The following is a 25,912-nucleotide window of genomic DNA, read 5'->3' on the forward strand; positions in this document are numbered from 1 at the left end:
ATGACATATGTGGTCACCGACAATTGCCGCGGTTGCCGATACACCGAATGCGTCACCGTCTGCCCGGTGGAGTGTTTTCACGTCGATGACGCCATGACCTATATCGATCCGGAAAACTGCATCGACTGCGGCGGCTGTGCACCGGCCTGTCCGGTCGGCGCGATCGAGCCGGACTATCGCCTCGCCGCGGACAAGAAGTTCTGGGTCGACGTCAATCGGAAACGCGCGACCGAGACTCCCGTCATCAGCGCACGCCTGGCGCCGCTGCCGGGCGCCGACCAACGCAGGCAGGCGCTGGGCCGATGACGGGTTCTGCTGCGGACGAATTCCGCGTCGCCGTCGTCGGCAGCGGACCGAGCGGCTTCTACACGACCGAGGCCCTGTTGCGTTCGGGCGCGGCCGTGACCGTCGACATGTTCGAACGGCTCCCGGTGCCGTACGGACTGGTGCGGTTCGGCGTTGCCCCCGACCATCCGAAGCTCAAGCAGGTCACGATGGCCTTCGACCGCATCGCCGCCATGCCCGGGTTCCGGTTCGTCGGCGGCATCACGGTCGGAGACGACGTCACGATCGACGAGTTGCGCGAGGCCTATGACGCCGTTGTACTCGCGACGGGCGCCGAACTGAGCCGGACGCTCGACATCTCCGGCGAGGCACTGCCGGGGAGTCACAGCGCCGGCGATTTCGTCGCATGGTACAACGGGCATCCGCAATTTGCAGATCTGCGGTTCGATCTCGACCATGAGACCGCAATCGTCATCGGGCATGGCAACGTCGCGCTCGACGTGGCACGCATCCTCGCCAAGACGGCGGACGAGCTGCGCCAGACCGATATCACGCGGCGCGCCCTCGATGTCCTGGCGGAGAGCCGGATTCGCGAAATCCACGTCATCGGCCGCAGCGGGCCGGCGCAGGCCAAGTTCACCGCAAAGGAATTGCGTGAATTTCTCGAACTCGGTGCATGCGACACATTCGTCGATATGCGCAACCTCACCTCCGATGAATTCGAGCCGCAACGTGCCGACGATCCGGAGTTGACCGAAAAACTGGCGTTGCTGCGCGCGTTCTCGCAGCAGACCACGACGAAGCCGCGGCGCTGCGTCTTCCGATTTGGTCTGTCACCGGCCGCAATCAGAGGTCGAAGCCGCCTGGAGATGATCTCGTTCAAGCATGGATCTGGCGCCGTCGAGGACATCGCATGCGGCCTCGCTTTCCGCAGCGTCGGCCGCAAGACCGCGCCCATGGCCGGTGTTCCCTACGACTTGCATCGCGGCGTGCATGCGAACATCGACGGGCGTGTCGCAGCCGATCGTTCGGTGATCGAGGGCCTCTATGTCTGCGGATGGAGCAAGCGCGGACCGAATGGCACGATCGGCACCAATCGCGGCTGCGGGGTTGCGACCGCAGAGGCCGTCCTGGCGGATATCGCGCACCGACGGCCACGCTCGGAGACGCCCGACGCGCTGCTCGCGCGCCTGACCGGCCGCGTCGCACGCATCGTGAGCTATCCGGATTGGGGCACGATCGATGCGGCCGAGAAACGCAGGGGGGCCGCGCTCGGTAAGCCCCGGGAGAAATTCGTCACGATCCCCGACATGCTCGCCGCGATGGATGCGTGACCCCGCGGCGCCGCAGCGGCTATTCCTGATCGACGAGATCGTCCTCAAGGATCGCCATCTGGAACTGGAACGAGCGATCATCGTCCTCGTCGTCGACGAACAGCACGCCGATGAACTCCTCGCCGATATAGACTTCGGCGGAATCGTCCTTCTTCGGCCGCGGCACGACGCGGATCTTGGGATTGCCGAATACGCGCTTCAAGTACGCGTCGAGCTTCCTTACTTCCTTGACGTCCACGGCAAGTCTCCAATCGAAATCTGAGTTGGCGGGGTTTTAGGACGAGACGCGACGAACCGCCAGCATGAATTGCCAAAGAATTTGGGGACGAGAAGGGCCGGAGAATCCGCCCCTTCCTCTCGAGCTCAAAGCCCCATCGCGTTGATCATCTGATCCATGGTGCGCGACGGCTCGGCGCAGCCGGCCTCGCCGACGATCTTGGCGGGCACGCCCGCGACCGTGACGTTGTGCGGGACCGGCTTCACCACGACCGAGCCTGCCGCGATGCGCGCGCAATGGCCGATCTCGATGTTGCCGAGGATCTTCGCGCCCGCGCCGATCAGCACGCCATGGCGGATCTTCGGATGACGGTCCTCGTTCTCCTTGCCGGTGCCGCCGAGCGTGACGCCGTGCAGGATCGAGACGTCGTCCTCGATGACAGCCGTCTCGCCGCAGACGAAACCGGTGGCATGGTCGAGGAAGATGCCGCGGCCGATGCGCGCGGCGGGATTGATGTCGGTCTGGAACACCGCCGAGGCGCGGCTCTGGAGATAATACGCGAAGTCCTTGCGGCCCTTCAGCCAGAGCCAGTGCGCAAGGCGATGGGTCTGGATCGCGTGGAAGCCCTTGAAGTAGAGCAACGGATCGATGAAGCGCGAGGTCGCGGGATCGCGATCGTAGACGGCGACGAGATCGGCGCGGAAGGCGTTGCCGAGATCGGGTTCGTCGCGCAGCGCCTCGTCATAGGTCTGGCGCACGAGATCGCCCGACAGCGCGGAATGATCGAGCCGGTCGGCGAGACGATGGATCACCGAATCCTCGAGGCGGCTGTGGTGCAGCACCGTCGAATAGATGAAGGTCGCAAGCTCCGGCTCGCGATGGACGATGTCCTCCGCTTCGCTCCGGATCCGGTCCCAGATCGGATCGAGGGATGCGAGCTTTCCTCCCGGATTGACCTGATGCACTGCCATGGGATCTGCTCTTTCGAATGGGCTCGTTTTGTTGGCTCTATAGCACAGTCTAGGCGACAAAGTCCTGACGGGCTTGCCTGAGAGTGAACAGCACCTTGCCCCGCGAACGCCTGCCAACGCGTTGAAACACAACGATATCTTCTGACGCCCCCAGGCGGCAAGGTCGGTTAAAAGTGGGTCAGGGTTTCGTCAAATTCAAGCCGGGTGGCGTCAAACTATTGGTGAATTCTCTCCCAACCCTTATTGCGGGCATGGTCCGGACGACGACGGAGCGGATTTGACCACCACCACCGATCATTTGCGCGCGCGCGCCGCGGGCTCGTTCTGGCTGCGGCTCGCCGCCCTGGCCCTGCCCCTCCTGATGATCGCGCCGGCGTTCTGGAACGGCTATCCGCTGTTGCAATGGGATACCGGCGGCTACCTGGCGCGCTGGTACGAGGGCTATCTCGTCCCCAGCCGCTCCACCGTGTTCGGCCTCTACCTCCACTACGGCGAAAGCTTCGGCTTCTGGGTCAACCTCGCGATCCAGTCGCTGGCGACGCTGTGGCTGCTGCAGCTCAGCTTGCGCGTCCTCGGCCTGATGCAGACGTTCCGCTTCGTCGCGATCAGCCTGCTCCTGGTCCTGTCGACCGCGCTGCCCTGGCTCGCCAGCATGCTGCTCACGGACATCTTCGCGGGATTGTCGGTGCTGTCGCTGTTCCTCCTGGTCGTCGGAGCGCAGCGCACGTCGCCGCTCGAAAAAATCGCGCTGTTCGTCTTCACCGCCTTTGCCGCCGCAACCCACAGCGCCACGCTCGGCGTGCTGCTCGGACTCTGCGTCGTCGGCTGGATGGCGCGGCCGTTCGCGGGCCGCAGGCTTCCGCTCGCAGGACTGGCGCAGGCGAGCATGACCATCGTCGCGGGCGGCCTGATGCTGGTCTCGGCGAACCATGCGCTGTCGGGCAAATGGGCCTGGACGCCCGGCGGCTTCGGCGTCGCCTTCGGCCGCATGATGCAGGACGGCATCGTCGCGCGCTATCTCAATGACCACTGCCCGCGCGAGAGCTTCAAGCTCTGTCCCTACCGCAACGAATTGCCGGCGACCGCCGACGAGTTCCTGTGGGGCAAGAGCATGTTCAACACGCTCGGCCGGTTCGAGGGCATGAACGACGAGATGAGCACCATCGTCGTGCAGTCGCTCGCCGACTATCCGGCCTGGCAAGCCGGCGCGGCACTGCGGGCGGTCGGCCAGCAATTGCTGCATGTGGCGACCGGCGAAGGCACCAGCGGCTGGATCCCGCACACCTACGGCATCATCGAGCGCTACATCCCCGCGCAGATCGCGCCGATGCGCGCGGCGCGGCAACAGCACTGGGACGTCAATTTCAACTACGTCAACTGGCTGCATGTTCCCGTCGCGCTGGCCTCGATGCTGGCACTGGTCGGGTTGCTCGCGCATGCGCTGGCGCGCCGCCGGCTCGACGATCTGACGTTGCTGGCGGCGACCGTGACGCTCGCGCTGCTCGGCAACGCCTTCATCTGCGCCGTCATCTCCGGTCCGCACGACCGCTACGGCGCGCGCATGGTGTGGGTTGCGACCTTCGTGGTGCTGACGGCGCTGGCGCGCTCGTTCGGCGACGAGGAAGGCTCAGCCGCGGCGTGAGAGAAAATCGAGCACGCCGGTCTTGTAGACCTTGTCGCCGACCGCGCGCATGTGGTCGCGGCCCGGGATGTCGAGCACTTCCGAGCCCGGAATGAGGGCGCCGAGCGCGCTGGCGGAGCCCGCGACGTCGTCGGTAGAGCCGACCGCGATCAGCACGGGCACGTCGATGCGTCCAGCTTCGTCCCTGGTCATGAGGTCGCGCGTGCCGCGCAGGCAGGCGGCGAGCGCCCGCCGATCGGAGCGGGTCTGATCGGCAAACGCGCGAAACGTGCGCCCGACGGGATCGGAGACGTCGTCGAGCGCGGGTGCTTCCAGCGCCTTCGCGACGTTCTCGCCGGGTCCGGTGCCCTCGATCAGGCCGCCGATGCCGATGCCGCCGAGGATCGCCGAGCGCAGCCGCTGCGGCTCGTTGAGCCCGAGCCACGCCGTCATCCGCCCGCCCATCGAATAGCCCATGATGTCGGCCTGCGGGATGGCGAGATGGTCCATCAGCGCGAGCACGTCGCCGGCCATGGTCGGGATCGAGTATTGCGCGGGCTCGTAGAGCTTTGCGCTTTCGCCATGGCCGCGATTGTCGAGCGCGATGACACGGCGGCCGTTCTTGCGCAGCTCCGAGACCCAGGTCGGATAGACCCAGTTCACGTTCTTGCTGGAGGCAAAGCCGTGCACCAGGATGATCGGATCGCCCTCGCCTTCGTCGAGATAGGCAATTTCAACGGCGCCGTTGTGAAAGCTCGGCATCAGATATTCCGCGGTCTTGAGGGGAAGGGTTGATTTTAGGCCGTACCGGCCGCACTTGCCAGAGCGGCTTCGGCGGCGACCTGCGCCCGGCGAAGCCGCCGCGCCCGTCTGCGATCGCACCAGGCTTGCGTCAGGCGCTCGGTGGTGGCCTTGATCGAAGACAACAGGCCGAACAGCGTCAGCGCCGAGCCGAGCAGCCAGAGCGCAAGATCGAACGCGCCGCCGACGAGCAGCAGCGCGCCGCGGCCCAGGAGCTTCATGATCGCGCGGGTCTTGCTGCCCTGCGCTTCCGCCAGCCGCGCCGCGCGCGCGACGTCCTTGGGGCCTTCGGCAATGCGCAAGCTGTCCATGGCGCCGCGCGTGCCGGTCTTCTCGGCAACGCGCGTGACGTCCTTGCCGAGCCGGACCAGCGCACCGGCCTTCTCGGCCCGGAACGCGGCCTTGATCGCGCTCACGGTCTGGCCCGGCCGCAGTACGGAGCCGGACGCCACCGCGTTCTGGAGCATCGGCGTGTCGACGACCTCGCGCGCGGACCGGCCGGCCCAGGCCGCGAGGCCCTCGCCGAGCCGCCCGACTTTCCGCGCATCCTTCACCAGCGTGAGGCCGGCGCGCACGGGCGCGGCGCCGCCGACGGACACATAGGTTGCCGCCGTCACCGCAAGGCCCGCGGCTGCAAGGCCCAGCACCAGGCGATCGGTGTCCTCGCCCATGGCGAGATGCTTGCCCTCGCGCACGACGTCCCTGACGTCGCCGATCACGAAGAGATCGCCGGCCACCGTTCCGGACAGGCTCGCGACATCGTCGGCGCTGCCGGTGACGAGCCCGGTGGCGAAGCGCTTGGCGAAATGCGACGTGGAGTTTTCGGCCTTGACCGCATCGCTTACGCGGCTCAGGAGGTCGTCGGGCAGCGCGATGTTGCGGTCACGCGCCAGCGCAACAAAACTGTCGGCGAGATCGGCATCATCAGCGGCGAGCGCAGCCTCGATATTGTCCTGAACCAGGCGGTCGTTCTGCCGCAGAACGGCGTCGAGCTTCAGCTCGGACAGCGCGGCCGGATCGTCCTGGGCGGCGAAAATCGCGCCGGCCTCGCGGGCCTGCGGCGCGACCTGCGCGAGCATGAAGCTGCAAGCCGCGATGCCGGTCAACGCTGTGCTGATTCGCAGCCACTTCATGCCAAGAGCCCGGACTTCCTAGATCGTTCGCCTAAATCGCTTGCGCCTGATGGTTGGTCTTTTGCCGCAATTGCACGCGTCCACAGACATAGTATGCCTAAATTGCGACACAACGTCCCCGACGAAAGAAGGGCTTCTCTCAGGCCGCAAGATTGTGTCGAATTTGCATGAGCAAATGAGCATGGGGCAGTTGCGAACCTTTCGGTTCCGCTGGGCTAGCAATCATCTGCACCCGCCAGTATGGTCCGCGGCGCCTCAAAGATGCCGCGTCAGTTGTGATTGTGTCTGCCGCCATTGCCACTCCAGGATGAGTTACGATGTCCGACCATGTCGTCCCGCACTTCCATAACGATGCCGGTGTTCCCGTCATCGAGATCGGCTCGCAAGAGTTCATGTGCGTGGGCGCCAACCCTCCGTTCGATCATCCGCACGTCTTCCTCGACCTCGGCAACGACAACGAGATCATCTGCCCCTACTGCTCGACGCTGTACCGCTTCGCGGCCGACCTGAAGGCCGGCGAAGCCCGTCCGCCGGAATGCGTCCTGAAGGACAAGGTGGCCTGACCGCTTCCACCGGTCAGGGGGTGGCGCTCTCCCGAACGATTGTCATCGCCGGTGCCGGAATCGGTGGCCTGACGGCCGCGCTTGCGCTGGCGTCGCGCGGCTTCCGTATCGTCGTGCTGGAAAAGGCCGAGCGCCTCGAGGAAGTCGGTGCGGGCCTGCAACTCTCCCCCAATGCGAGCCGCGTGCTGGTCGAGCTCGGCCTGACCGAACGGCTCAAGCCGCGCGCCGTCGTCCCGGAGGCGGTCTCGATCATGAGTGCGCGGGCCGGCGGCGAACTCCTGCGCATGCCGCTCGGCGAAGCGGCATCCGTGCGCGCCGGCGCCCCCTATTGGGTGGTGCACCGTGCCGACCTGCAATCCGCGCTGGCCGGCGCAGTCTCCGACCATCCCGACATCGACCTGAAGCTGGGTGCGACCTTCGAAGACGTCGCGCCTCACGCCAAGGGCCTGACCATCGTCCATCGCAGCGGCACGATCCACCGCAGCGATCTCGCCAGCGCGCTGATCGGCGCCGACGGCATCTGGTCGACGGTACGCCAGCATCTGTTTCCGGAGATCCAGCCGCGCTTCTCCGGACTGATCGCCTGGCGCGGTACGCTCGATGCCACGCAGCTGCCGAAGGACTACACCGCGCGCCGGGTCCAGCTCTGGATGGGCCCGAACGCCCATCTCGTCGCCTATCCGATCGCGGGCGGACGCCAGATCAACGTGGTCGCGGTACTGCCCGGCACCTGGAACAGGCCGGGCTGGAGCACGCCCGGCGATCCGCGCGAAGTGATGGAGGCTTTCGCCGCGCCGCGCTGGCCGTCGCAGGCGCGGATGATGCTCGCCGCCGTCGATAGCTGGCGCAAATGGGCGCTGTTCGGCGTGCCCGACGGCTGCCCCTGGAGCAAAGGCCCGGTCGCGCTGCTCGGCGATGCCGTGCATGCGATGCTGCCGTTCGCCGCGCAAGGCGCCGGCATGGCGATCGAGGATGCCGCCGTGCTGGCACGGCATCTGAGCCCCGAGACGGCCGAGAGCACGGACGGCATCGTCGCAGCGCTGAAGCAATATGGCCGTGCACGCCAGGCGCGCGTGCGGCGGGTGCAGCGGACGGCGCGGCAGCAGGGCCGCATCTATCATTTCAGCGGACCGCTCGCGATCGGGCGCGATCTTGCGATCCGGGCGCTCGGCCCGGAACGCATGCTGGCGCGGCAGGACTGGATCTACGGCTGGCGGGCCTAGCGCGTGGTCGTCAGTTGACGGCGCCGCCTGACTTCGGCCTGGACGGCCTGGCGGGGCTCGCCGGTGCGGGCGCGACCGTCGGGTGAGCGGGAGGTGCCGCCGCCTCCATGTCGCTCTCACGGCACCTGTTCCTCCGCCAGGTCTCTTCAATCAGCTTCTGCTGTCCCCGCGCGGCGACGTAGTCGTTGCGATAGGCGAGCTCTGCGACCACGACGCCGCCCGTTCCGGTCTCGGCCTTCGCCATCAGCCGCTCGAGGTCTTCGATGCGCTTGACGACGTTCTTGCGCTCGGGTGCGAGTTGCTTGCAATCCCAGAGGTCATAGCGGGCCGGATCGACGAAGGCCGGGCTGATGGTGTCGCTGACGCCCGCACAGCCGGCGAGCGCCGCGCAGAGCGCGACCAGCGGAAGCAGCGCGCGCACGGGGCGGCGGCGGGAGAGGAACGAGACAGGCATGCCGGATGAATAGTCCCCGTGGATTGAGAATGCCTAAAGCAGCAACAGATGTCCGGATTGAGGCTTTGCCTTGTGCGGCCGGCTCGCTTAAGGAAGAACCACCCACCCGGCCCGCGAAGCGCCGATTCCAGACGGCCGGAGGTGGACTTAAGTGTTTGATCTCGTTGGATCAAGCGGGCATGGCGGAATTGGTAGACGCAAGGGACTTAAAATCCCTCGGTGCGCAAGCGCTGTGCCGGTTCGACCCCGGCTGCCCGCACCACCCTTTTGGCGCTGCGCGATTGAAGCAGAGAGCCGCTGGCCAGTGCACCGGGAAGGATCGGGCCTGGGCATCTGACGATCCGGGGCCGCGTGCATATTTTCGGCGACGGATGCACCAGTCAATTGAGTGCACCGTAACTCCTTGGGAAGCAGTAATACTTGAGCCCCCGCAGTGTACGCCCACAAAAGCTTACTCGTCGCTTGCATCGTCGATTGCTATTTCAGCAACGGGTTGCTTTGCGCTGTCGTTTCTTTGCCACGCTTTTAACAGCGCTGAGGCCTTTCTGCGAGTCGCCTGGGGACGACCAGCCTTTGCCAACGCTTCCAAACGCGAGAATGCTTCTTCCTTATCGAGGAAATGGCCGACGACATCGTCGCGCAGCGGATGGGTTACGCCCGTGTCTGAGCTGTTTTGCCAACCGCGCATTGCCTGGAGAGCACTCAAAAAGCCCGCATCGTCACGAGTAGCCGCGGCAATGTATTGCCTCGCAATGGACGGGTTGCCGAGCTGAACCCAGCAATAGAGTGCGTCCAAGGGGCTCGGCAGGGTGAATATCCTCTTCACACCGAACGTTTCGTATCGTCGGGTGATGAGTACAACGGCTTCATCAAGCGCTTCGCGGCTGAGCCATTGGTTTTCGGGGTAGGATCTGTTGCCCTTCGGCAGACCGTGAGCGAAGCCTAGGTCGCGGACCACATGGGACAGCCAATTGATGGCTTTCCCTTTGGTTACGATGTCGGAGAAATCCGACGGTTTGTTCTTCTCAACCAAATGAACTGCTTTGCGCCAGAGTTCACTCCTCCCAAACTCCTGGATGCCCACGGCCTCGACCGCCAATTCGTCCATAGTCAGCGCAAATGCCCAAGCCATGCCATCGGCTTCGGATGTCGAAAACGAGCCCGCGGGCAGATCCAAGAGTCGATCCAGCAGTAGGTCAACGAAGTGGCCTCTTCGTTCATGTTCCCGCCTTAGTAGCTCTAAAAGGAACGCCTTGGCTCTTCCTACGGTGGTCGCGCATGCCTTACGAAATAAGACAATATCGCCGTCCCTTAGCGCGTATGATGGTGCTTCAAAGGCAAAATACTGCCGCCAGTGGCTCGGGCTTCCCAATCTTTGCTTGGCTTCAAAATTTCCGAGCTCGTCACGCGTAAAGTCAAAGACCTTTCTCTTACTCTCATCATCAAATGCGAACGAACCCACACCGGGGAGGAAGCTATTGATACCGGAGATATATGCGCGGCTTGCCCATCCATGCTTCTCCATCAGCTTTGATAGAGACTGAGCCATTTCGCCAGGCTGGGTGTCTCCGGCACGGCCCCCATCTCGATAAGCACCGACGTTCTGAAGATACTCGCGTGTCCAGGTATACAGCTCGTACGATTTGAGCTTCAGCAATTGCAGCCAGAGAAAATCGCAGAAGTCGGACTCGGGCGGCAGCAGAGGCCAGTTCAAGGCAATGGCATCGAATAACCGGGCGACGTCCCGCGGTGTTACAAGAAAGGTACCGCCCCAAACATCAAAGAACAGATGCTGGCGGTACTCAGCATCGCGATCTCCCTGAATCCTCTCAAACTCCTTAGGAAGAGCCTGCTGGAGCTTCCTCTTGAGGGCCCTTCGGAGAGCGAAAGGCTCCTGCGGCGGAATGTGGATGACTTCCTGAAGTATCTTTTCGGTATAGCGACGGCCGTCCTCAACCTGCAACGTATGGCGGACCTGTTCCGAAAGCACATTGGAGTCGTAGCAGATCAGGTACGTGATGCAGGGAAAGTCGGCCACCTTTTGCACCATGCGCAAGATCTCTACAGCCTCTTCTGGAGGCAGACGATCTACGTCGTCAATGACCACGGTGAACCTGATTTCCGAATGCGTTCGCCGCAGATCTCTCAGCCCTTCAACGATTTCCGACTTCAGTTTTTCGAGCGGAAGCTCATTTCCGAAGAACGGTATAAGCTTATCAAGTCCTTTGAGCCCAATTGCCGCCAGTGCGGTGGCGCCGCTCGGATCTAGCGATGTGGCGCCACCAACGGGTCCCGCTAACGCTCCGATATATTTCCCGTACCTCCGAATGGACTTGGACAATTTTCTTCGGGCACGGCGCAGCTGCCAGGATGTGAAAGACGACCCGAATTCGGTTGATTCTTCGATCCTATCGATCTCGGCCGCCATCAAGCTGAAGAACGCGGCAATAAGCACGCTCTTGTCGCCGATGAGCCATGGCTCGAAGCGGAGAACGTGTTGCCCAGGGATCTTCTCCAACCGCTCAGCTATGAAATTGACGAATGTGGATTTTCCACTCCCCCAGGAGCCTTCAATGCCGAGCGCGTACCCATCGCCGCGAACCATAGTCGCGAGCGTATTAGACAATCGGGCAATGATTTCTTTGAGCCCAAACTCGTCGTCATCAATCGAGAGAAGAGCTTTGTCGCCAGTTAGGGGTGGCCGCAATGCTGGCCTGTCGCTTAGGAAATCCATCAACAATCTCAGAGGCTGGACTGATCAACTTAAACGATTATCAGAGGCTACGGCTTTGCCTGACGGGAGTCACGCCTGGCGACCTGCTAGCCGCCGGTATTGCTGCGGCGCGGTCTTGATTTCAGTGATTGAGCCCGAGGATCAGCTCAGCCAACGGCTTCTCTTCCCCGCCAAAACTCTCGATCATCGCCTGCATCACCTCGTCTGGATCGAGACGCTCGATCGCTAAGGAATGACCTGCGGTCTCTGCGAGCAGAGTCAGGAACGTAAGCTGGGTGCGTCCGTTTCCTTCGCGAAACGGATGGATCGCATTCAGTTCGGCAAGGAAATGGGCGGCTTTGGTAGCGAACTCGTCATGCGTTAGACCCTTAAACTGCTTCTGACCGGCCAACGCGCTGAACAGCTTCGACATCTCTCGGTCGATCCTCTCAGGGTAGCAAAACATGCTTCCGCCTTTTGAGATGCGAACCGTACGGATCTTGCCGGCCCAGTCGTAGACGTCTTGAAAGAGGTGGCGATGAATGGCCCGGTAATGCGGATACGTGAGCTTGCCAGTCGGGAGCGGCTCTTCGGCTCGCTGAGCGACGATTTCGGCTTCGAAAGCGTCGAGGTCTTTCTGGGTCTTCAGCTTCAGCTTGTTTTTGAGAACCGTTGTGCCCGGATAGCAATACGGGTCTTCAACGGCATCGTACATGTTCGGGCTAGCCCTTCTTGTGGGCTTTGATGATTTCGCGGCGACGTTCTGCTGGCGACAATCCGAGTCGATCGAATTGCTCGACCCGCTTCCGCATGGCCGATGAAGGCTTGATGCCTTCTACGGCGCTGATCTTGGCAAAGCGCTCGCGGCCAATTACGACCTTGGCGATCCGTTTCTTGGCGGGCGACTTCTTACGGTTAGGCATAGCGGAATCATACCACAGACCTCGATCGCCGCCACGTCGGAAGAGAAGGGGTTGAAATGGAGTGTGGCCAATTGGCCTGGGCGAATCTCAAAGATCTGTTTAGAAAAGCCTGCCTAGATGGACGTAGCTTCGGCATGGCGTCCCTGCGGACGGCGGTAATCCAGCCTCGTCCCAGATGGGCGCCCGGTCAAGTTGGTCTGCCAGCCATTTCAGCTAGTGCTTTTCGCGCTCCCGGCCAAAGCCCGGAAAACGGCCAGTATAGCACCAAAATTAGCACGACTTTTTTAGCACACCGATTTTCGCTAGGAATGGCAAGTACTTCAGTCTGACGCAAGGGACTTAAAATCCCTCGGTGCGCAAGCGGCGTGCCGGTTCGACCCCGGCTGCCCGCACCACGAGAGCTGAGGGCGCGAGCACGGCGGATGGCGGCGTCTGCAATCTTATCGCTTTCGTCCCGGTTCGCCGACGCCATTGCGATTCCCGGCGTGGCTCAGATGGCGACCGTCCGCTCGATCCTGAGCTCCCTGAAGACCTTCGTGACCGGCAGGTGAAACGGCAAATCCGTGTTGGTGTGGTGCCAGCAGAACGGGCACGACTTCTCGATCGAGATTCCCGGCGTCGAGTTGAGCGCGCCGAAGCCATCGATCGTGCCCATCACGTCGATGATCTTCTTGTATCGGGGCGGCATCGCGACCGCCGCAGACACCGTGACGATCCAGAACCTGTCGCCGGGAATGGTCTGTTCGATCGCCGGCTGCTCCTTCAGCTCGTACAGCGCTTCCGAGATCACGAGGTTGCCCTTGGAGTGTCCGGTCACCAGCGAAAAGCTGAAACGATCATCGCTCAGCAAAGCCATGACCGTCCTTGTATCCAGGCTGACGCGGCCGAGCTCGAGCGGTGATGTCGGCGGACTGAGGGTCTCCGGCCGGTTCAGCGCCCGGCTGACGTCGTCCAGCTCCTCGAACTGATGGCGCAGGCGGTTGAGCGTGCCGAACCAGAACCAGCCGCCGAGCGCCTCGGTCAGGAGATCGGCAAGCCCGTAGCCCGACACCACGGCAGCAGCCGACACGCCAAACGCGTCAGCGACATTCCGTGCGAAGGCCGCCGCCCCCAGCGCCGAACTACCGACGCCGGCCACCGCCAGGATACGGACATCTGCGCCGCCAGCATTGGCGAAGTCTTCCACGGTGTTGCAGAGCTTGAGCGATCCGGCGCCGGATGGCGGGACGATCAGGATTGCGCCCTCGCGTGCCAGCCAGGGCGCCGTTTCGCGGGCCTCCTCCTGGGTCACCTTGCCGATGTCGTAGAAGACACCGTCGAGAACCGCGTTCCTGCGACGAAACGACTCCAGGGCGGCCTCGCGCAACGGCGTCCGGGACTCGAAGATCTCCTCGAAGCTGTTGCGGCCGAGTTGGGCCGTCGCGAGCGAGCGTTGCGTAGAGAGCATCACGGTTCTCCGCAGCCATTCCGGCGACGACGACCGTAGCAAGAATCCTGCCACCTTGGGTGGTATCGCCGCGCCGCTTCGACAGGCTGTTGCCGGGACGCCTTCCAGGCGGCGTGGCCGGTGCAACGGCGCTCGCGCCCTGGCTGACCTGTCCCGGAGTGACGGCTGCTTCACCAAGTCTTGTCCGCTCCAGCTCCGCCTGACAGCCATCCCAAAACAAGGGTTGTGCATCGCAGCATGGACGATAGATAAAGCCACTCAATCAGAGGTGAGCTTTTTGTCCGACGTCAATGCCGACAGTTGGGTGTCCTCGGGACACCGGCCGATGGGTTTTCCCGAATTCGTCATCGTGATCGCGTCCATCATGGCGCTGAATCCGCTTGCGATGGACATGATGCTGCCGGCGCAGCCCAATATCGGGGCCGCCTTCAAGATTCCGAACGCCAACCATCTCCAGCTCGTGCTGTCGACCTTCCTGATCGGCTTCGGCGTCGGCCAGTTCGTCATGGGTCCGTTGTCGGACCGCTTCGGCCGTCGCCCGGTGCTGCTGGGTGGCATGGCGGTCTATGCGGTTGCGAGCGTGCTGGCGGTTGCCGCGCCCTCGTTCGAGACGCTCCTGCTGGCGCGCGCGCTGCAAGGGCTCGGCACCTCGGCAACGCGCGTGATCGCGACCTCGATCGTGCGCGACTGCTATGTCGGCCGCCGCATGGCGAGCGTGATGTCGCTTGCCATGATGGTGTTCATCGCGGTGCCGGTGATCGCGCCGTCGTTCGGACAGGCGGTGCTGCTCGTCACACAATGGCGCGGCATCTTCGTCGTGCTGATGCTCTATGGACTGCTCGCGCTCGCATGGTCCGTGCTGCGGCTGCCCGAAACCCTCCCTGCGTCAGAACGCAGGTCGCTGGCGCCTGCCGACGTGCTCTCGGCCTTCCGGCAGACCGTGACCAATCGCCAGACCATCGGCTATGCGACGGCCGCCGGCAGCGTCATCGGCGCACTGTTCGCCTATGTCTTCTCGGCCCAACAGATCTTCACCGGCATCTATCACCTCGGCCACTACTTCCCGCTCGCCTTCGCTGCGATCGCGGCCGGCACCGCCATTGCCGGTTTCCTCAATGCGAGGCTGGTCGGGCGGCTCGGCATGCGCGTGATCTCGCACGGCGCCCTGACGCTCTATGCCGTGGTCGCCAGCGTCATGCTGGTCACCGAAATCCTGAACGTGCTGCCGCTTGCTCTGTTCATGGCACTGTCGGCGCTCATGATGTTCTCGTTCGGCATGATGGTCGCCAACTTCACCGCGCTCGCCATGGAGCCGCAGGGCCACATCGCCGGCACCGCCTCCTCGCTCTACGGCTCGATCACGACGCTGATCGGCATCGTGGTCGGCATGGCGATCGGGCAGAGCTTTGACGGCACGCTGCTGCCGTTCTCGGTCGGCTTCTTCCTGTCGACGCTGGCGGCGCTCGCGATCGTGCTGGTGGTGGAGAAGGGCCGGCTGTTCAAGCCGCATCATCGCCCCATCGGTTAAGGAACTTGCGGGCGGCCCCGATGTTGTAGTGCAGCAATTCGAAAGGCCGCTGCCATGGAACCGGAACACCGCGAAGAGCCCACCTCAGATCGGCCTGATACGGGACGTTCCGAGCCAAACGCCGAGCAGGCTGCGTTCAACGCGCCTTTCGCAAGCGAAGGCCTCGAGCGGGTGCGCGACAGCCATTGCTGAGCGCGCAGCCTAGTCCGCCGGACGCCGGCTGGCGCTGAAATCGTCTGCGGCGCTCTCGGGCGCGGCGCGGCTTCCGCGCGGCGGCACCATCAGCACGACAACCTCCCGCGTGACGCCGGGCCGGCCCCACAGCGTGGCCTGCACGGTGAACTCGCGCCTGACGAACTGTCCGGCGCCGGCGGACACCCACTCCATCCACCGGTCGCAATGGTCCTGGCCGCGGAAACAGAGCGCGGCCCAGCCGCGGTCCAGCGTCATCTTGTGCGGCAAGCCCCAAGTGTATTGATACGCGAACGGCCGTGCATAACGCGGATGGTCGGGGCTATAGAACGCCGTCGCAAAAGCCAGCGCATCATCGCCACTCACGGCGCTCAGCGGCTCGCCGGTCAGTTCGCGCCACTGGCGCGTCAATTCGCTGGCCGCCTGCGCATAGAAGTTCCGGCCCTCTTCATAGCCGTGATTGTTGCGATAGACGGCATGGATCGGGGCGGCGACCAGGACGGCGGCGAGCGCGACGCCGGCGACGATCACCGTGACGTTGACGGTGTGGAACCGCTCGATCGGATAGCGCGCGCCACAGACCACGAGAACGACGAACAGGAACAGCCCCTGCAACGCCCACAGCGACGGCAGATCGGTCCCCATCACAAGCGACGTCAGGACCGGCAGCACGATCGTGCCGATCGCAACATAAAAGAGAAGTCGCAGGCCCGGACTCATTGCCGCGAAGTCGGCCGGAAACTGCTTCAGCCGCGTGCCGGCGATGAGCATCCAGAGCACGGCCGATGCGCTCATGGCCGCAGCCAGCCCCAGCAGGAAATTCCTGGCCTCACCGAGCGAACTCGCGACGCTGCCGTTGGCGTGAGCCAGCGCATAGGTGAAGGTCGACGCGCCCGTCGTCGCAAGCCAGTAGAGGTGCGGCGACAGCGCCGCAAACCCGACGGCGACCGAGATCCAGGGCGAAGCGGAGGTGAAATAGGCGCGCCGCGCCGGATGCGCCAGCGCGGCAAAGGCGAAGCTCGCGACGAGAAAGATCGAATAATACTTGCCGACCATCGCGAGCGCCGTGGTGCATCCCACCGCGACCGCCCACAGCGGGCCGCGCGTCTCGAATGCGCGCAGGAAGCACCAGGTCGCCAGCGGCCAGGTCGCGAGCAGCACCGCATTGGCGTTGAAGCGCTGGGCGTGGAATTGATAGGCCGGCGTCAGCATCAACAGCAGCAGCACCAGGATGCGCTTGTGCCCGGTCACGAACTGCCGCGAGATCAGATCGACGAAGACCAGCGCAAGCCCGGCATTGGCCATCGCCATCAGTTGCAGCGACCAGTCGCTGAGCGGAAAAACGAAGGTCCATGCCGCCGTAACCCACCCCATCAACGGCGGATGCTTGTGATAGCCGAAGGCGAAATTCCGTCCCAGCGTCCAGGCCTCGAGCGTATCAGGGTGCAGGCCGCCGCCGGCATAGGCGATGGCCAGATAGAGCGTCCAGATCGCAACGAAGCAGGCGATGAGAAGCGGCACGGCCCAGCCCGCCTCGACGCCGTCGAGCCAGCGCAGGAAAGGCCAGCGCCATCGCGCCGGCGCGCGATCGGACCGTTCGGCCATCGCCTGGAATGCAAAATCGAACGGCACAGGAATCAAATGGGACAGGGGAAAGTGATGCGCGAGGACGACACATCTATTTCAGGTTGGAAACAAATAGCAATGATTGGAAATTGGAAGCGCTCAAAGCTCCACGGTCTTCCCAAGGTGACGCCAAGCTGAAACGACAACGGCGCCGCTGATGACAGCGGCGCCGCGTGATGATCCGGACGAAAGGCGGAAGGACGCGCCCGCCTACTCCGACTTGTCGACATTCCAGAACAGGGGCGTTGCGGGGCCGTCGAGCACGCCGGTCAGCGATTTACGCCAGCCGCTCGGCAGCAGATACTGCCCGAGCGGAATGTAGATCACCTGCTCATAGGCTTCCTTCTGGATGTCGGCGGCGATCTTCTTCTGCTCGTCGACCGATGGCGCGCGGACGAAAGCATCCTTGAGCTGCTCGATCTTGGCGTCTTCCGCCCAGCCGAACCAGCCCTTCTTGCCCTGGCCGCCGATCGAGAGATTGGCGATCGGGTTGGAGACGTCGGCCGCAACCCAGTTGGTGAAGAACATGTTCCAGCCGCCTTCCTTCGGCGGCTTCTGGCTGGCGCGGCGGCTCACCACCGTCTGCCAATCGGTCGCCTGCAGGTCGACCTTGAAGCCGGCCTCGCGCAGCAACTGGGCGGCCACGATCGGCTGCGCCTTGAGCGTCGTGACGTCGCCGGGTGCCATGACGACGATCGGGGTGCCGTCATAGCCGGACTCGGCGAGCGCCTTCTTGGCTTCCGCCATGCCATTGCCCTTCACCAGGGTCTCGGCACCGACGTCGGTCGCGAGCGGCGTGTCGCACACGAAGAAGGCGCCGCAGATCTTCTGATATTTGGCGTTGCCGACGAGCGCATCGAGAACGTCCTTCTGGTTCATCGCCAGAAGGGCAGCACGGCGCACTTTCACGTTGTCGAACGGCGGATGAAGGAAGTTCATCCGGCCGAGCGTCTGAAAGCCGAACTTGTTCGAGACCTCGAGCGTGATCTCCTTGTTCGCTTCCAGGACCGGCAGCATGTCGTACGGCAGGTTTTCCATGAAGTCGATATCGCCCGACTGCAGCGCGTTCACCGCGGTCTGCGAGTCCGGCATCGTGATCCACTCGACGCGGTCAACCTTCACCACCTTGCCGCCGGAGGTCCAGTTCGCCGGCTCCTTGCGCGGCACGTAATCGGTGTTCTTGACGTAGACGGCCTTCACGCCGGGCTGGAATTCCGACTGCACGAACTTGAAGGGGCCCGAGCCGATCTGCTCGGGGATCTGCTTGTCCGGCGGCGTCTCGGCGAGACGCTTCGGCATCATGAAGGCGACGCGCGAGGACGGCTTGCCGATGGAGTCGAGCACGAGGCCGTAGGGCTCCTTCAGCTTCAACGTGATGGTCTTGGCGTCGGTCGCCTCGATGCTCGCGGTGAAGTCCAGGAGCTTCTGGCCCATGCCGTCGACCGCGGCCCAACGCTTCAGCGAGGCAACGCAGTCCTCCGCGGTCACCGGCGCGCCGTCATGCCACTTCAGGCCGTCGCGCAGCGTGAAGGTGTAGGTGAGCTTGTCGTCGGAGATCTTCCAGTCCGCCATCTGCGGCTGGATCTTGAAGTTCGAATCGGTGGCCACCAGGGTGTCGTAGACCATGTAGCCGTGGTCACGCGTGATATAGGCCGTGGTGAAGATCGGATCTATGATGCGCAGGTCGGAATGCATCACCGCAGTGAGGGTCTTGCCGGCTGCAAGCACTGGCGAGGCCAGCGCGGTCGAGAGCGCGACGACCGACAGCGCAAGTTTGGAGGCGAACGCGCGAGGCCCCCGGCGCATGAAGTGGAACATAAAAAGTTTCTCCTGACGTGAAACTGTTCAAAGGCAGGTTATTGGTTGAGCATTCGGATCGTTCTTTGGGCGAACTAACCTCATGCAATGCCTTTATCTTTTCGAGACTTGCAGACAGTGCCGAGCGCGTCAATCCGGTTTCGCTGCAGCCCCCGGCGGCGCGCGCACGGGCTCCCCAAAGATCGGTTTGGCTCTACAACGCTCTCCGCTTGTCCTGCCCCGCGCCGATGCAATGCGCGTTCCATCTTTCGAAGCTTGAGAGACATTACGATGAATCCAGCCAATCTCCCCTTCGATTCCGAGGCGATGCTTGAAGGCTTGCGCGGTTGGGTGGAATGCGAAAGCCCGACCTGGGATGCGAGCGCCGTGAACCGCATGCTCGATATCGCAGCGCGGGATATGGCAATCATGGGTGCGACGATCGAACGCATCGCCGGCCGCCAGGGCTTTGGCGGCGTGATCCGCGCGCGCTTTCCTCATCCGAAGCAGGGCGAGCCCGGCATCCTGATCGCCGGGCACATGGACACCGTCCACCCGGTCGGCACCATCGAGAAGCTGAAATGGCGCCGCGAGGGCAGCAAGTGCTACGGCCCCGGCATCTACGACATGAAGGGCGGCAACTATCTCTCGCTGGAAGCGATCCGGCAGCTGGCGCGCGCCGCCTTCACCACGCCGCTGCCGATCACCGTGCTGTTCACGCCGGACGAGGAGGTCGGCACGCCCTCGACACGCGACATCATCGAGGCAGAGGCTGCGCGCAACAAATACGTGCTGGTGCCCGAGCCCGGCCGCGCCGACAACGGCGTCACCACCGGACGCTACGCCATCGCACGCTTCAATCTCGAGGCAACCGGCCGGCCGAGCCATGCCGGCGCGACGCTGTCGGCGGGCCGCTCGGCGATCCGCGAGATGGCGCGGCAGATCCTCGCCATCGACGCGATGACGACGGAGGACTGCACCTTCTCGGTCGGCGTCGTGCATGGCGGACAATGGGTCAATTGCGTTGCCACGACCGCCACAGGCGAAGCGCTTTCGATGGCCAAGCGCCAGGCCGATCTCGATCGCGGCGTCGAGAGGATGCTGGCTCTGTCAGGCACAACCAATGATGTTGCGTTCAAGGTGACGCGTGGCGTCACCCGGCCCGTGTGGGAACCCGGCGCCGGCACCATGGCGCTGTACGAGAAGGCGCGCGACATCGCCAGGTCGCTCGGCGCCGAGTTGCCGCATGCGAGTTCTGGCGGCGGCTCGGACGGCAACTTTACCGGCGCGATGGGCATCCCGACGCTCGACGGCCTGGGCGTGCGTGGCGGCAATGGCCACACGCTCGAAGAGTATATCGAAGTCGAGAGCCTGGTCGAACGCGGCCGCCTGATGGCAGGGCTGCTGGCGACGCTGGAATGACCGGATTGGTCGGGTGCGCTGGGGCGCTTTTGCGCCGTACCCACCATCTTTCGTCCGTGGCGGGCGCGCGCTCCGCTTGGTCCCCTGCGAAGAGGGCCCCAAAACAACTAGCCGCACTGCAAAACCTGTGGCCCTAATGGCACGGGAATTGCTGAAATGTTAGGCTGATGGCAGAACAGGCAACGACCGCTGCCGCCGATTTGACTCTAATCTGACGGATCCAACTTGCTCGGATATCTCCTACGCCGAATCTTTGCCGCCGTGCCCGTGATGGGCGTCGTCGCGCTGTTCGTCTTCCTCCTGCTCCGCCTCACCCCCGGCGATCCCGCCGCGATTCTCGCCGGCGACAACGCCACGCCGGAACGGCTGGAGCGCATCCGTGCCTCGCTCGGCCTCAACGAGCCCCTGATCGTGCAGTTCATCACCTGGGTGAACAAGCTGCTGCACGGCGATCTCGGGACCTCGCTGATCTCCAACCTGCCCGTGATGAAGATGATCGGCCAGCGCGTCGAGCCGTCGATCTCGATCGCGCTGTCGACCATCATCCTCGCCGTCATCGTCGCGGTCCCCTTGGGCGTGATCGCGGCGTGGAAGCACGGCACCTGGATCGACCGATTCGTGATGGGTCTCTCGGTGCTCGGCTTCTCGGTCCCGGTGTTCGTGGTCGGCTATCTCCTGATCGAGGTTTTCGCCATTGACCTGCGCTGGGTGCCGGTGCAGGGCTTCCGCAGCATCTCGAACGGCTTCGGTCCGTTCTTCGAGCGCATGATCCTGCCGACCTGCGCCCTCTCCTTCATCTACATCGCGCTGATTGCGCGCATGACGCGCGCGGCGATGCTCGACGTGCTCGGCGAGGACTACGTCCGCACAGCGCGCGCCAAGGGCATCAACGAGGTCGCCGTGATGCTGCGCCATGCGCTGCGCAACGCCGCCGTGCCCGTCATCACCGTGATCGGCACCGGCTTTGCGCTTCTGATCTCGGGCGTCGTCGTCACCGAGAGCGTGTTCAACATCCCCGGCATCGGCCGCCTCACCGTGGACGCGGTGCTGGCGCGCGACTATCCGGTGATCCAGGCGATGATCCTGCTGACCTCGCTGATCTATGTCGTCGTCAATCTTCTCATTGACGTCGCCTACACCCTGCTCGATCCGCGGATCCGGTACTGAGGCAAGGATAAGGACAAAATGTCGGTCGATACCCTTCCCCAGTCGTCCATTCCGATCACGTCGCCGCTGCGGCCGCGCTTCGGATTCCTCACCTCGACGCCGATCATCGCCACGGCGACGGTCTTGCTCGCGCTGATCGTGCTGATCTCGATTCTGGCGCCGCTGATCGCGCCGCATGATCCGATCCAGCTCGCGCCGTCGCAACGATTGAAGCCGACCTCGGCGCAATTCCTGCTCGGCACCGATGCCTACGGACGCGACCTGTTGTCGCGCGTGATCTATGGCGGCCGCATCTCGCTGCTGATCGGCGTCGGCTCGGCGATCCTGTCGATCGTGATCGGGCTGGCGATCGGCCTCGTCTCCGGCTTCTTCAAGCTGGTCGACGCCGTCCTGATGCGGGTCATGGACGGCCTGATGGCGATGCCGAGCATCCTGCTCGCGATCGCCGTGGTGTCGCTGTCCGGCGCCAGCCTCTGGACCGTGCTGATCGCGATCACGATCCCCGAAGTTCCGCGCGTCGCACGCCTGGTGCGCTCGGTCGTGCTGTCGGCGCGTGAAGAGCCCTACGTCGAGGCGGCGATCTCGGTCGGCTCATCCCTGCCGAAGATCATGTGGCGGCATTTGATGCCGAACACGATCGCGCCTCTGATCGTGCAGGGCAGTTACGTCTGCGCCTCCGCGATCCTCACCGAGGCCATCCTCTCCTTCCTCGGTGCCGGCATCTCGCCGGAGACGCCGACCTGGGGCAACATCATGGCCGAGGGCCGCCAGTACTTCCAGATCAAGCCGTCGCTGATCTTCTGGCCGGGCCTCCTGCTGTCAATCGCCATCCTCAGCATCAATCTGATCGGCGACGCCGCCCGCGACGCCCTCGATCCCCGCATGAAGCAGCGGGAGGGGAAGTGATGCGAGTACCGCGGTCATTCCGGGGCGCGCCTTTTGGCGCGAGCCCGGAATCCATTTCACCGCTTGCACTGACGCCCGATGGATTCCGGGTTCGCGCTGCGCGCGCCCCGGAATGACGAAAGATCCTGCATGACCAACCCTGTCCTCGACATCAACAATCTCGTCGTTTCCATCGGCAAGAAGCCGAAGGGCGCGAACATCATCGACGGCATCTCGATCCAGGTGCACGAGCGCGAGACGCTGTGTCTCGTCGGCGAAAGCGGCTCGGGCAAGTCGGTGACCTCGCTGACCACGATGGGCCTGCTGCCGAAGGGCACGCTGGTGCCCACCGCCGGCAGCGTCAAGCTGGTCGGCGAAGAGCTGCTCACCGCAACCGACCGCCGGCTGCGCCAGCTCCGCGCGACGCAGATGGCGATGATCTTCCAGGAGCCGATGACCGCGCTCAATCCGGTGGTGCCGGTCGGCCGCCAGATCGACGAGGTCCTGCGCGCCCACACCGATCTCGATGCCAAGGCGCGGAAGAAGCGTATCCTCGACATGATGGAGCAGGTGCGCCTGCCCCAGGTCGAGCGCATTTTCGCCTCCTACCCGCACCGCCTCTCCGGCGGCCAGCGCCAGCGCATCATGATCGCGATGGCGCTGGTGCTCGAACCGAAGCTGCTGATCGCCGACGAGCCGACCACCGCGCTCGACGTCACCACGCAGAAGCAGATCCTGACCCTGATCCGCGACCTCCAGCGCGACCACGGCACGGCCGTGCTGTTCATCACCCACGACATGGGCGTGGTGGCGGAAATCGCCGACCGTGTCGCCGTGATGCGGCAGGGCCGCCTCGTCGAGACCGGTGCGCTCGAGACCGTGCTGCGCAGCCCGACCATGGAATACACCCGCAACCTGCTCTCTGCGGTGCCGAGCCTGGTGCCGCGCGCGGCGCGACCGGAGACCAAGGAACCGGTGGTGCTGGAAGCCAACGACCTCAGCAAGGTCTACAAGGAGCGCGCCTTCTTCGGCAAAGGCCGCGAGGTCGTCGCCGCCGACAAGGTCACGCTGACGCTGCGCAAGGGCCGCACGCTCGGCATCGTCGGCGAGAGCGGCTCGGGCAAGTCCACGGTGGCACGCTGCATCGTCCGCCTGATCGACCCGACCTCCGGCGGCGTGCGCCTGTCCGGCCGCGAGATCTCCGACATCTCGCGTCGCCTGCTCCAGCCGCACCGGCAGAAGATCCAGATCGTGTTCCAGGATCCCTATCGCTCGCTCAACCCGCGCGTCACCGTCGGCGAGAGCATCGCGGAAGGCCCGATCAATTACGGCGTCTCGCATGCCGATGCGATGAAGCGCGCCCGCGAGCTGCTCGAGCTGGTCGGCCTGCCGGCCGATGCGGTGTCACGCTATCCGCACCAGTTCTCCGGAGGCCAGCGCCAGCGCATCGCGATCGCGCGTGCGCTCGCGCTCGATCCGGACGTGCTGGTCGCGGACGAAGCTGTCTCCGCGCTCGACGTCTCGGTGCAGGCGCAGGTGCTGGAACTGCTCGACGAGATCCAGAAGCGGCTCGGCATCGCGATCCTGTTCATCACCCACGATCTGCGTGTCGCAGCTCAAATTTGCGACGAGGTCGTGGTGATGCAGCACGGCCGCGTGGTCGAGCAGGGCCCCGCCGCCGAAGTGCTGACGCATCCGAAGGAGGCCTACACCAGGGCCCTGCTGGAGGCAGCCCCCGGCCGCGGCTGGGATTTTGCGAACTTCCGGCCGGTGTCGGAAGGCGTGGTGGCGACGGCGTAGCAACATCTTCGGTGTCGTCCCGGCGAAAGCCGGGACCCATACCGCGGAATCCATCGATCGCGTGCCGCGCTAATCCCGAACGACCAACCTTCGCCAAACTGCTCCCTGTGGTTATGGGTCCCGGCTTTCGCCGGGACGACACCGAGAATGCTGTTGGCGGATCGGTCACAGCATTCACTGCATCCGCAGCATTCCCAAAACGTCTTGACCCTATGCACGACGCGAGTGCGTCCCGCCTTGCTCTCTCCGCATGAGCAAGGCTAACGTCGCGCACTTTCAATCGCCTGGACTTGAGTTGATGACACGTATCGCCGTCGGCGGCTTCCTGCACGAGACCAATACCTTCGCTCCGACGAAGGCGACGTTTGCGGACTTCCAGCATGGCGGCGGCTGGCCGGCGATGACGCAAGGTGCCGACGTGCTGAAGGTGATGCGCCGCATCAATGTCGGCCTCGCCGGCTTCGTCGACAGCGCCGAAGCCAACGGCTGGGAACTCGTTCCGACGATCGCCTGCGGCGCGAGCCCGTCGGCGCATGTCACCCGGGACGCCTTCGAGCGCATCGTGAAGGTGATGGTCGACGGCATTGCGGCGGCGGGCCCCGTCGATGCGGTCTATCTCGACCTGCATGGCGCGATGGTGACGGAGCATTTCGACGACGGCGAAGGCGAGATCCTGGCGCGGGTGCGCCGCGTCATCGGCGAGAATGTTCCGCTGGTCACCAGCCTCGACCTGCATGCCAACGTCACGCCGGACATGATGGAACATGCCGACGCGCTGATCGCCTACCGCACCTATCCGCATGTCGACATGGCCGAGACCGGCCGCGCCTCGGCGCGACATCTCGCGCTGCTGCTGAAGACCAAGCAGCGCTTCGCCAAGGCGTTCCGGCAACTGCCGTTCCTGATCCCGATCAGCTGGCAGTGCACCAACGACCAGCCGACCAAGGGCATCTACGAGAAGCTCGCCGCGATCGAGAGCGACGCGGTCCCGACGCTGTCCTTCGCGCCCGGCTTCCCTGCCGCCGACTTCCGCGATTGCGGGCCGAGCGTGTTCGCCTATGGCAAGACGCAAGCCGACGCCGATCGCGCTGCGGATGCGATCGTCAAGCTGATCGAAGGCCACGAGGACGATTTCGACGGCAAGATCTGGTCGCCCGACGACGGCGTGCGCCATGCGATGGAACTGGCGAAGGGCGCCAGCAGGCCGATCATCATCGCCGACACCCAGGACAATCCCGGCGCCGGCGGCGATTCCGATACCACCGGCATGCTGCGCGCGCTGGTGCGCAACAAGGCGAGCGCCGCGACCGGTGCGATCTACGATCCGGAATCGGCGAAGGCCGCGCATGCGGCCGGCGTCGGCGCCACGGTGACGCTGTCGCTCGGCGGCAAGTCCGGCATTCCAGGCGACGAGCCTTATCGCGAGACCTTCGTCGTCGAAAAATTGTCCGACGGCCGCTTCATCGCGCCCGGCCCCTATTACGGCGGCCGCGAGATGGAGATGGGTCCTTCCGCGGCCCTGCGCATCGGCGAGGTTCGTGTCGTCGTCTCCTCGCACAAGGCGCAGCTCGCCGATCAGGCGATGTACCGCTATGTCGGCATCGAGCCGACCGAACAGAAGATCCTGGTCAACAAGAGCTCGGTGCACTTCCGCGCCGATTTCGAGCCGATCGCGGAACAGCTGATGATCTGCGCCGCCCCGGGCGCCATGCCGGCCGACACGGCCTCCCTGCCCTGGACGAAGCTGCGCCCGGGCATTCGCATCAAGCCGAACGGCCCCGTTTTCAATCCTCCTTCACGCTAACCGGAC

At 64.2% G+C, this 25,912-nt stretch carries 22 protein-coding genes and 1 tRNA gene; 12 read left to right on the forward strand and 11 right to left on the reverse strand.

What is annotated here, in order from left to right:
- Entirely contained in the window at positions 1–306 is a 306-nt protein-coding gene (locus BM118_RS34140) for a ferredoxin family protein (protein WP_092191523.1), read from the forward strand.
- Positions 303–1,619 carry an FAD-dependent oxidoreductase gene (locus tag BM118_RS34145; RefSeq protein WP_092191525.1) on the forward strand — a complete coding sequence of 439 codons (1,317 nt, stop codon included), beginning with the start codon at positions 303–305 and terminating at the stop codon, positions 1,617–1,619. Before BM118_RS34140 ends, BM118_RS34145 begins: the two co-directional genes overlap by 4 nt.
- 19 nt (positions 1,620–1,638) lie before the next feature.
- Here BM118_RS34145 and BM118_RS34150 read toward each other — a convergent pair whose 3' ends face one another.
- Both BM118_RS34150 and cysE read right to left on the reverse strand, forming a co-directional pair.
- Positions 1,639–1,857, reverse strand: coding sequence for a DUF3126 family protein (locus tag BM118_RS34150; protein ID WP_007602550.1), 219 nt, complete (start codon positions 1,855–1,857; stop codon positions 1,639–1,641).
- A gap of 125 nt (positions 1,858–1,982) precedes the next feature.
- Entirely contained in the window at positions 1,983–2,807 is an 825-nt protein-coding gene (cysE, locus tag BM118_RS34155; RefSeq protein ID WP_092191527.1) for a serine O-acetyltransferase, read from the reverse strand.
- A 277-nt stretch (positions 2,808–3,084) separates the two neighbouring features.
- Between cysE and BM118_RS34160 the strand changes: the two genes are divergently transcribed.
- Positions 3,085–4,449 (forward strand): hypothetical protein, encoded by a 1,365-nt coding sequence (locus tag BM118_RS34160; protein ID WP_177234942.1) that lies wholly within the window; start codon positions 3,085–3,087, stop codon positions 4,447–4,449.
- On the opposite strand, the gene BM118_RS34165 is transcribed toward BM118_RS34160, so the two are convergent.
- Both BM118_RS34165 and BM118_RS34170 read right to left on the reverse strand, forming a co-directional pair.
- A complete protein-coding gene (locus BM118_RS34165; protein ID WP_177234943.1) occupies positions 4,435–5,190 on the reverse strand; it encodes an alpha/beta fold hydrolase in 756 nt (251 codons plus the stop codon). The two genes, BM118_RS34160 and BM118_RS34165, sit on opposite strands and share 15 nt — an antisense overlap.
- Before the next feature lie 35 nt (positions 5,191–5,225).
- Positions 5,226–6,362: a hypothetical protein gene (locus tag BM118_RS34170; RefSeq protein ID WP_092191531.1), complete on the reverse strand. Its 1,137-nt coding sequence runs from the start codon at positions 6,360–6,362 to the stop codon at positions 5,226–5,228.
- A gap of 317 nt (positions 6,363–6,679) precedes the next feature.
- Between BM118_RS34170 and BM118_RS34175 the strand changes: the two genes are divergently transcribed.
- On the forward strand, positions 6,680–6,925 hold the full coding sequence (locus BM118_RS34175; RefSeq protein ID WP_007602543.1) for a zinc-finger domain-containing protein: 246 nt from the start codon (positions 6,680–6,682) through the stop codon (positions 6,923–6,925).
- A gap of 20 nt (positions 6,926–6,945) precedes the next feature.
- Positions 6,946–8,148, forward strand: a complete 1,203-nt coding sequence (locus BM118_RS34180; protein WP_092191532.1) for an FAD-dependent monooxygenase — start codon at positions 6,946–6,948, stop codon at positions 8,146–8,148.
- A 10-nt stretch (positions 8,149–8,158) separates the two neighbouring features.
- Here the strand turns inward: BM118_RS34180 and BM118_RS34185 are convergent, their stop codons facing one another.
- Positions 8,159–8,602 carry a twin-arginine translocation pathway signal gene (locus tag BM118_RS34185; RefSeq protein WP_092191534.1) on the reverse strand — a complete coding sequence of 148 codons (444 nt, stop codon included), beginning with the start codon at positions 8,600–8,602 and terminating at the stop codon, positions 8,159–8,161.
- A gap of 173 nt (positions 8,603–8,775) precedes the next feature.
- On the opposite strand from BM118_RS34185, the gene BM118_RS34190 reads away from it, so the two are divergent.
- Positions 8,776–8,864: transfer RNA gene (locus tag BM118_RS34190), tRNA-Leu, on the forward strand.
- Positions 8,865–9,053: 189 nt separating this feature from the next.
- Here BM118_RS34190 and BM118_RS34195 read toward each other — a convergent pair.
- The 4 genes from BM118_RS34195 to BM118_RS34210 all read right to left on the reverse strand — a co-directional run bounded on the left by BM118_RS34195 (position 9,054) and on the right by BM118_RS34210 (position 13,685).
- Positions 9,054–11,336 (reverse strand): KAP family P-loop NTPase fold protein, encoded by a 2,283-nt coding sequence (locus tag BM118_RS34195; protein WP_092191536.1) that lies wholly within the window; start codon positions 11,334–11,336, stop codon positions 9,054–9,056.
- A 121-nt stretch (positions 11,337–11,457) separates the two neighbouring features.
- On the reverse strand, positions 11,458–12,030 hold the full coding sequence (locus BM118_RS34200; protein WP_092191538.1) for a Fic/DOC family protein: 573 nt from the start codon (positions 12,028–12,030) through the stop codon (positions 11,458–11,460).
- Between the two features lie 7 nt (positions 12,031–12,037).
- A complete protein-coding gene (locus BM118_RS34205; RefSeq protein ID WP_092191540.1) occupies positions 12,038–12,238 on the reverse strand; it encodes a hypothetical protein in 201 nt (66 codons plus the stop codon).
- A 490-nt stretch (positions 12,239–12,728) separates the two neighbouring features.
- Positions 12,729–13,685, reverse strand: coding sequence for a hypothetical protein (locus tag BM118_RS34210; RefSeq protein WP_177234944.1), 957 nt, complete (start codon positions 13,683–13,685; stop codon positions 12,729–12,731).
- A gap of 277 nt (positions 13,686–13,962) precedes the next feature.
- Here BM118_RS34210 and BM118_RS34215 point away from each other — a divergent pair, with 277 nt between their 5' ends.
- Positions 13,963–15,213, forward strand: a complete 1,251-nt coding sequence (locus BM118_RS34215; RefSeq protein ID WP_092191629.1) for a multidrug effflux MFS transporter — start codon at positions 13,963–13,965, stop codon at positions 15,211–15,213.
- A 201-nt stretch (positions 15,214–15,414) separates the two neighbouring features.
- Here BM118_RS34215 and BM118_RS34220 read toward each other — a convergent pair whose 3' ends face one another.
- Both BM118_RS34220 and BM118_RS34225 read right to left on the reverse strand, forming a co-directional pair.
- Entirely contained in the window at positions 15,415–17,010 is a 1,596-nt protein-coding gene (locus tag BM118_RS34220; protein WP_244550301.1) for a glycosyltransferase family 39 protein, read from the reverse strand.
- Positions 17,011–17,241: 231 nt separating this feature from the next.
- Positions 17,242–18,849, reverse strand: a complete 1,608-nt coding sequence (locus BM118_RS34225) for an ABC transporter substrate-binding protein (RefSeq protein ID WP_092191546.1) — start codon at positions 18,847–18,849, stop codon at positions 17,242–17,244.
- Positions 18,850–19,119: 270 nt separating this feature from the next.
- Here BM118_RS34225 and BM118_RS34230 point away from each other — a divergent pair, with 270 nt between their 5' ends.
- From BM118_RS34230 to BM118_RS34250, 5 genes are all read left to right on the forward strand, one after another.
- Positions 19,120–20,250, forward strand: coding sequence for a M20/M25/M40 family metallo-hydrolase (locus BM118_RS34230; protein ID WP_092191548.1), 1,131 nt, complete (start codon positions 19,120–19,122; stop codon positions 20,248–20,250).
- 225 nt (positions 20,251–20,475) lie between these two features.
- Positions 20,476–21,417, forward strand: coding sequence for an ABC transporter permease (locus tag BM118_RS34235; RefSeq protein ID WP_177234945.1), 942 nt, complete (start codon positions 20,476–20,478; stop codon positions 21,415–21,417).
- Positions 21,418–21,435: 18 nt separating this feature from the next.
- Positions 21,436–22,323 carry an ABC transporter permease gene (locus BM118_RS34240; protein WP_092191550.1) on the forward strand — a complete coding sequence of 296 codons (888 nt, stop codon included), beginning with the start codon at positions 21,436–21,438 and terminating at the stop codon, positions 22,321–22,323.
- A 129-nt stretch (positions 22,324–22,452) separates the two neighbouring features.
- A complete protein-coding gene (locus BM118_RS34245; RefSeq protein WP_092191633.1) occupies positions 22,453–24,102 on the forward strand; it encodes an ABC transporter ATP-binding protein in 1,650 nt (549 codons plus the stop codon).
- A gap of 298 nt (positions 24,103–24,400) precedes the next feature.
- Complete coding sequence (locus BM118_RS34250; protein WP_092191552.1) at positions 24,401–25,906, forward strand: M81 family metallopeptidase; 1,506 nt, start codon at positions 24,401–24,403, stop codon at positions 25,904–25,906.
- Positions 25,907–25,912 lie beyond the last annotated feature (6 nt).

Source organism: Bradyrhizobium sp. cf659 (assembly GCF_900113725.1).
GTDB lineage: Bacteria > Pseudomonadota > Alphaproteobacteria > Rhizobiales > Xanthobacteraceae > Bradyrhizobium.

Excerpts from the sequence above, each read along its gene's own strand:
- BM118_RS34140 (WP_092191523.1), top strand. The coding sequence starts at position 1 with ATGACATATGTGGTCACCGACAATTGCCGCGGTTGCCGATACACCGAA.
- BM118_RS34145 (WP_092191525.1), top strand. The coding sequence starts at position 303 with ATGACGGGTTCTGCTGCGGACGAATTCCGCGTCGCCGTCGTCGGCAGC.
- cysE (WP_092191527.1), bottom strand. The coding sequence starts at position 2,807 with ATGGCAGTGCATCAGGTCAATCCGGGAGGAAAGCTCGCATCCCTCGAT.
- BM118_RS34165 (WP_177234943.1), bottom strand. The coding sequence starts at position 5,190 with ATGCCGAGCTTTCACAACGGCGCCGTTGAAATTGCCTATCTCGACGAA.
- BM118_RS34170 (WP_092191531.1), bottom strand. The coding sequence starts at position 6,362 with ATGAAGTGGCTGCGAATCAGCACAGCGTTGACCGGCATCGCGGCTTGC.
- BM118_RS34175 (WP_007602543.1), top strand. The coding sequence starts at position 6,680 with ATGTCCGACCATGTCGTCCCGCACTTCCATAACGATGCCGGTGTTCCC.
- BM118_RS34185 (WP_092191534.1), bottom strand. The coding sequence starts at position 8,602 with ATGCCTGTCTCGTTCCTCTCCCGCCGCCGCCCCGTGCGCGCGCTGCTT.
- BM118_RS34195 (WP_092191536.1), bottom strand. The coding sequence starts at position 11,336 with ATGGATTTCCTAAGCGACAGGCCAGCATTGCGGCCACCCCTAACTGGC.
- BM118_RS34200 (WP_092191538.1), bottom strand. The coding sequence starts at position 12,030 with ATGTACGATGCCGTTGAAGACCCGTATTGCTATCCGGGCACAACGGTT.
- BM118_RS34205 (WP_092191540.1), bottom strand. The coding sequence starts at position 12,238 with ATGCCTAACCGTAAGAAGTCGCCCGCCAAGAAACGGATCGCCAAGGTC.
- BM118_RS34210 (WP_177234944.1), bottom strand. The coding sequence starts at position 13,685 with ATGCTCTCTACGCAACGCTCGCTCGCGACGGCCCAACTCGGCCGCAAC.
- BM118_RS34220 (WP_244550301.1), bottom strand. The coding sequence starts at position 17,010 with ATGGCCGAACGGTCCGATCGCGCGCCGGCGCGATGGCGCTGGCCTTTC.
- BM118_RS34225 (WP_092191546.1), bottom strand. The coding sequence starts at position 18,849 with ATGTTCCACTTCATGCGCCGGGGGCCTCGCGCGTTCGCCTCCAAACTT.
- BM118_RS34230 (WP_092191548.1), top strand. The coding sequence starts at position 19,120 with ATGAATCCAGCCAATCTCCCCTTCGATTCCGAGGCGATGCTTGAAGGC.
- BM118_RS34240 (WP_092191550.1), top strand. The coding sequence starts at position 21,436 with ATGTCGGTCGATACCCTTCCCCAGTCGTCCATTCCGATCACGTCGCCG.
- BM118_RS34245 (WP_092191633.1), top strand. The coding sequence starts at position 22,453 with ATGACCAACCCTGTCCTCGACATCAACAATCTCGTCGTTTCCATCGGC.
- BM118_RS34250 (WP_092191552.1), top strand. The coding sequence starts at position 24,401 with ATGACACGTATCGCCGTCGGCGGCTTCCTGCACGAGACCAATACCTTC.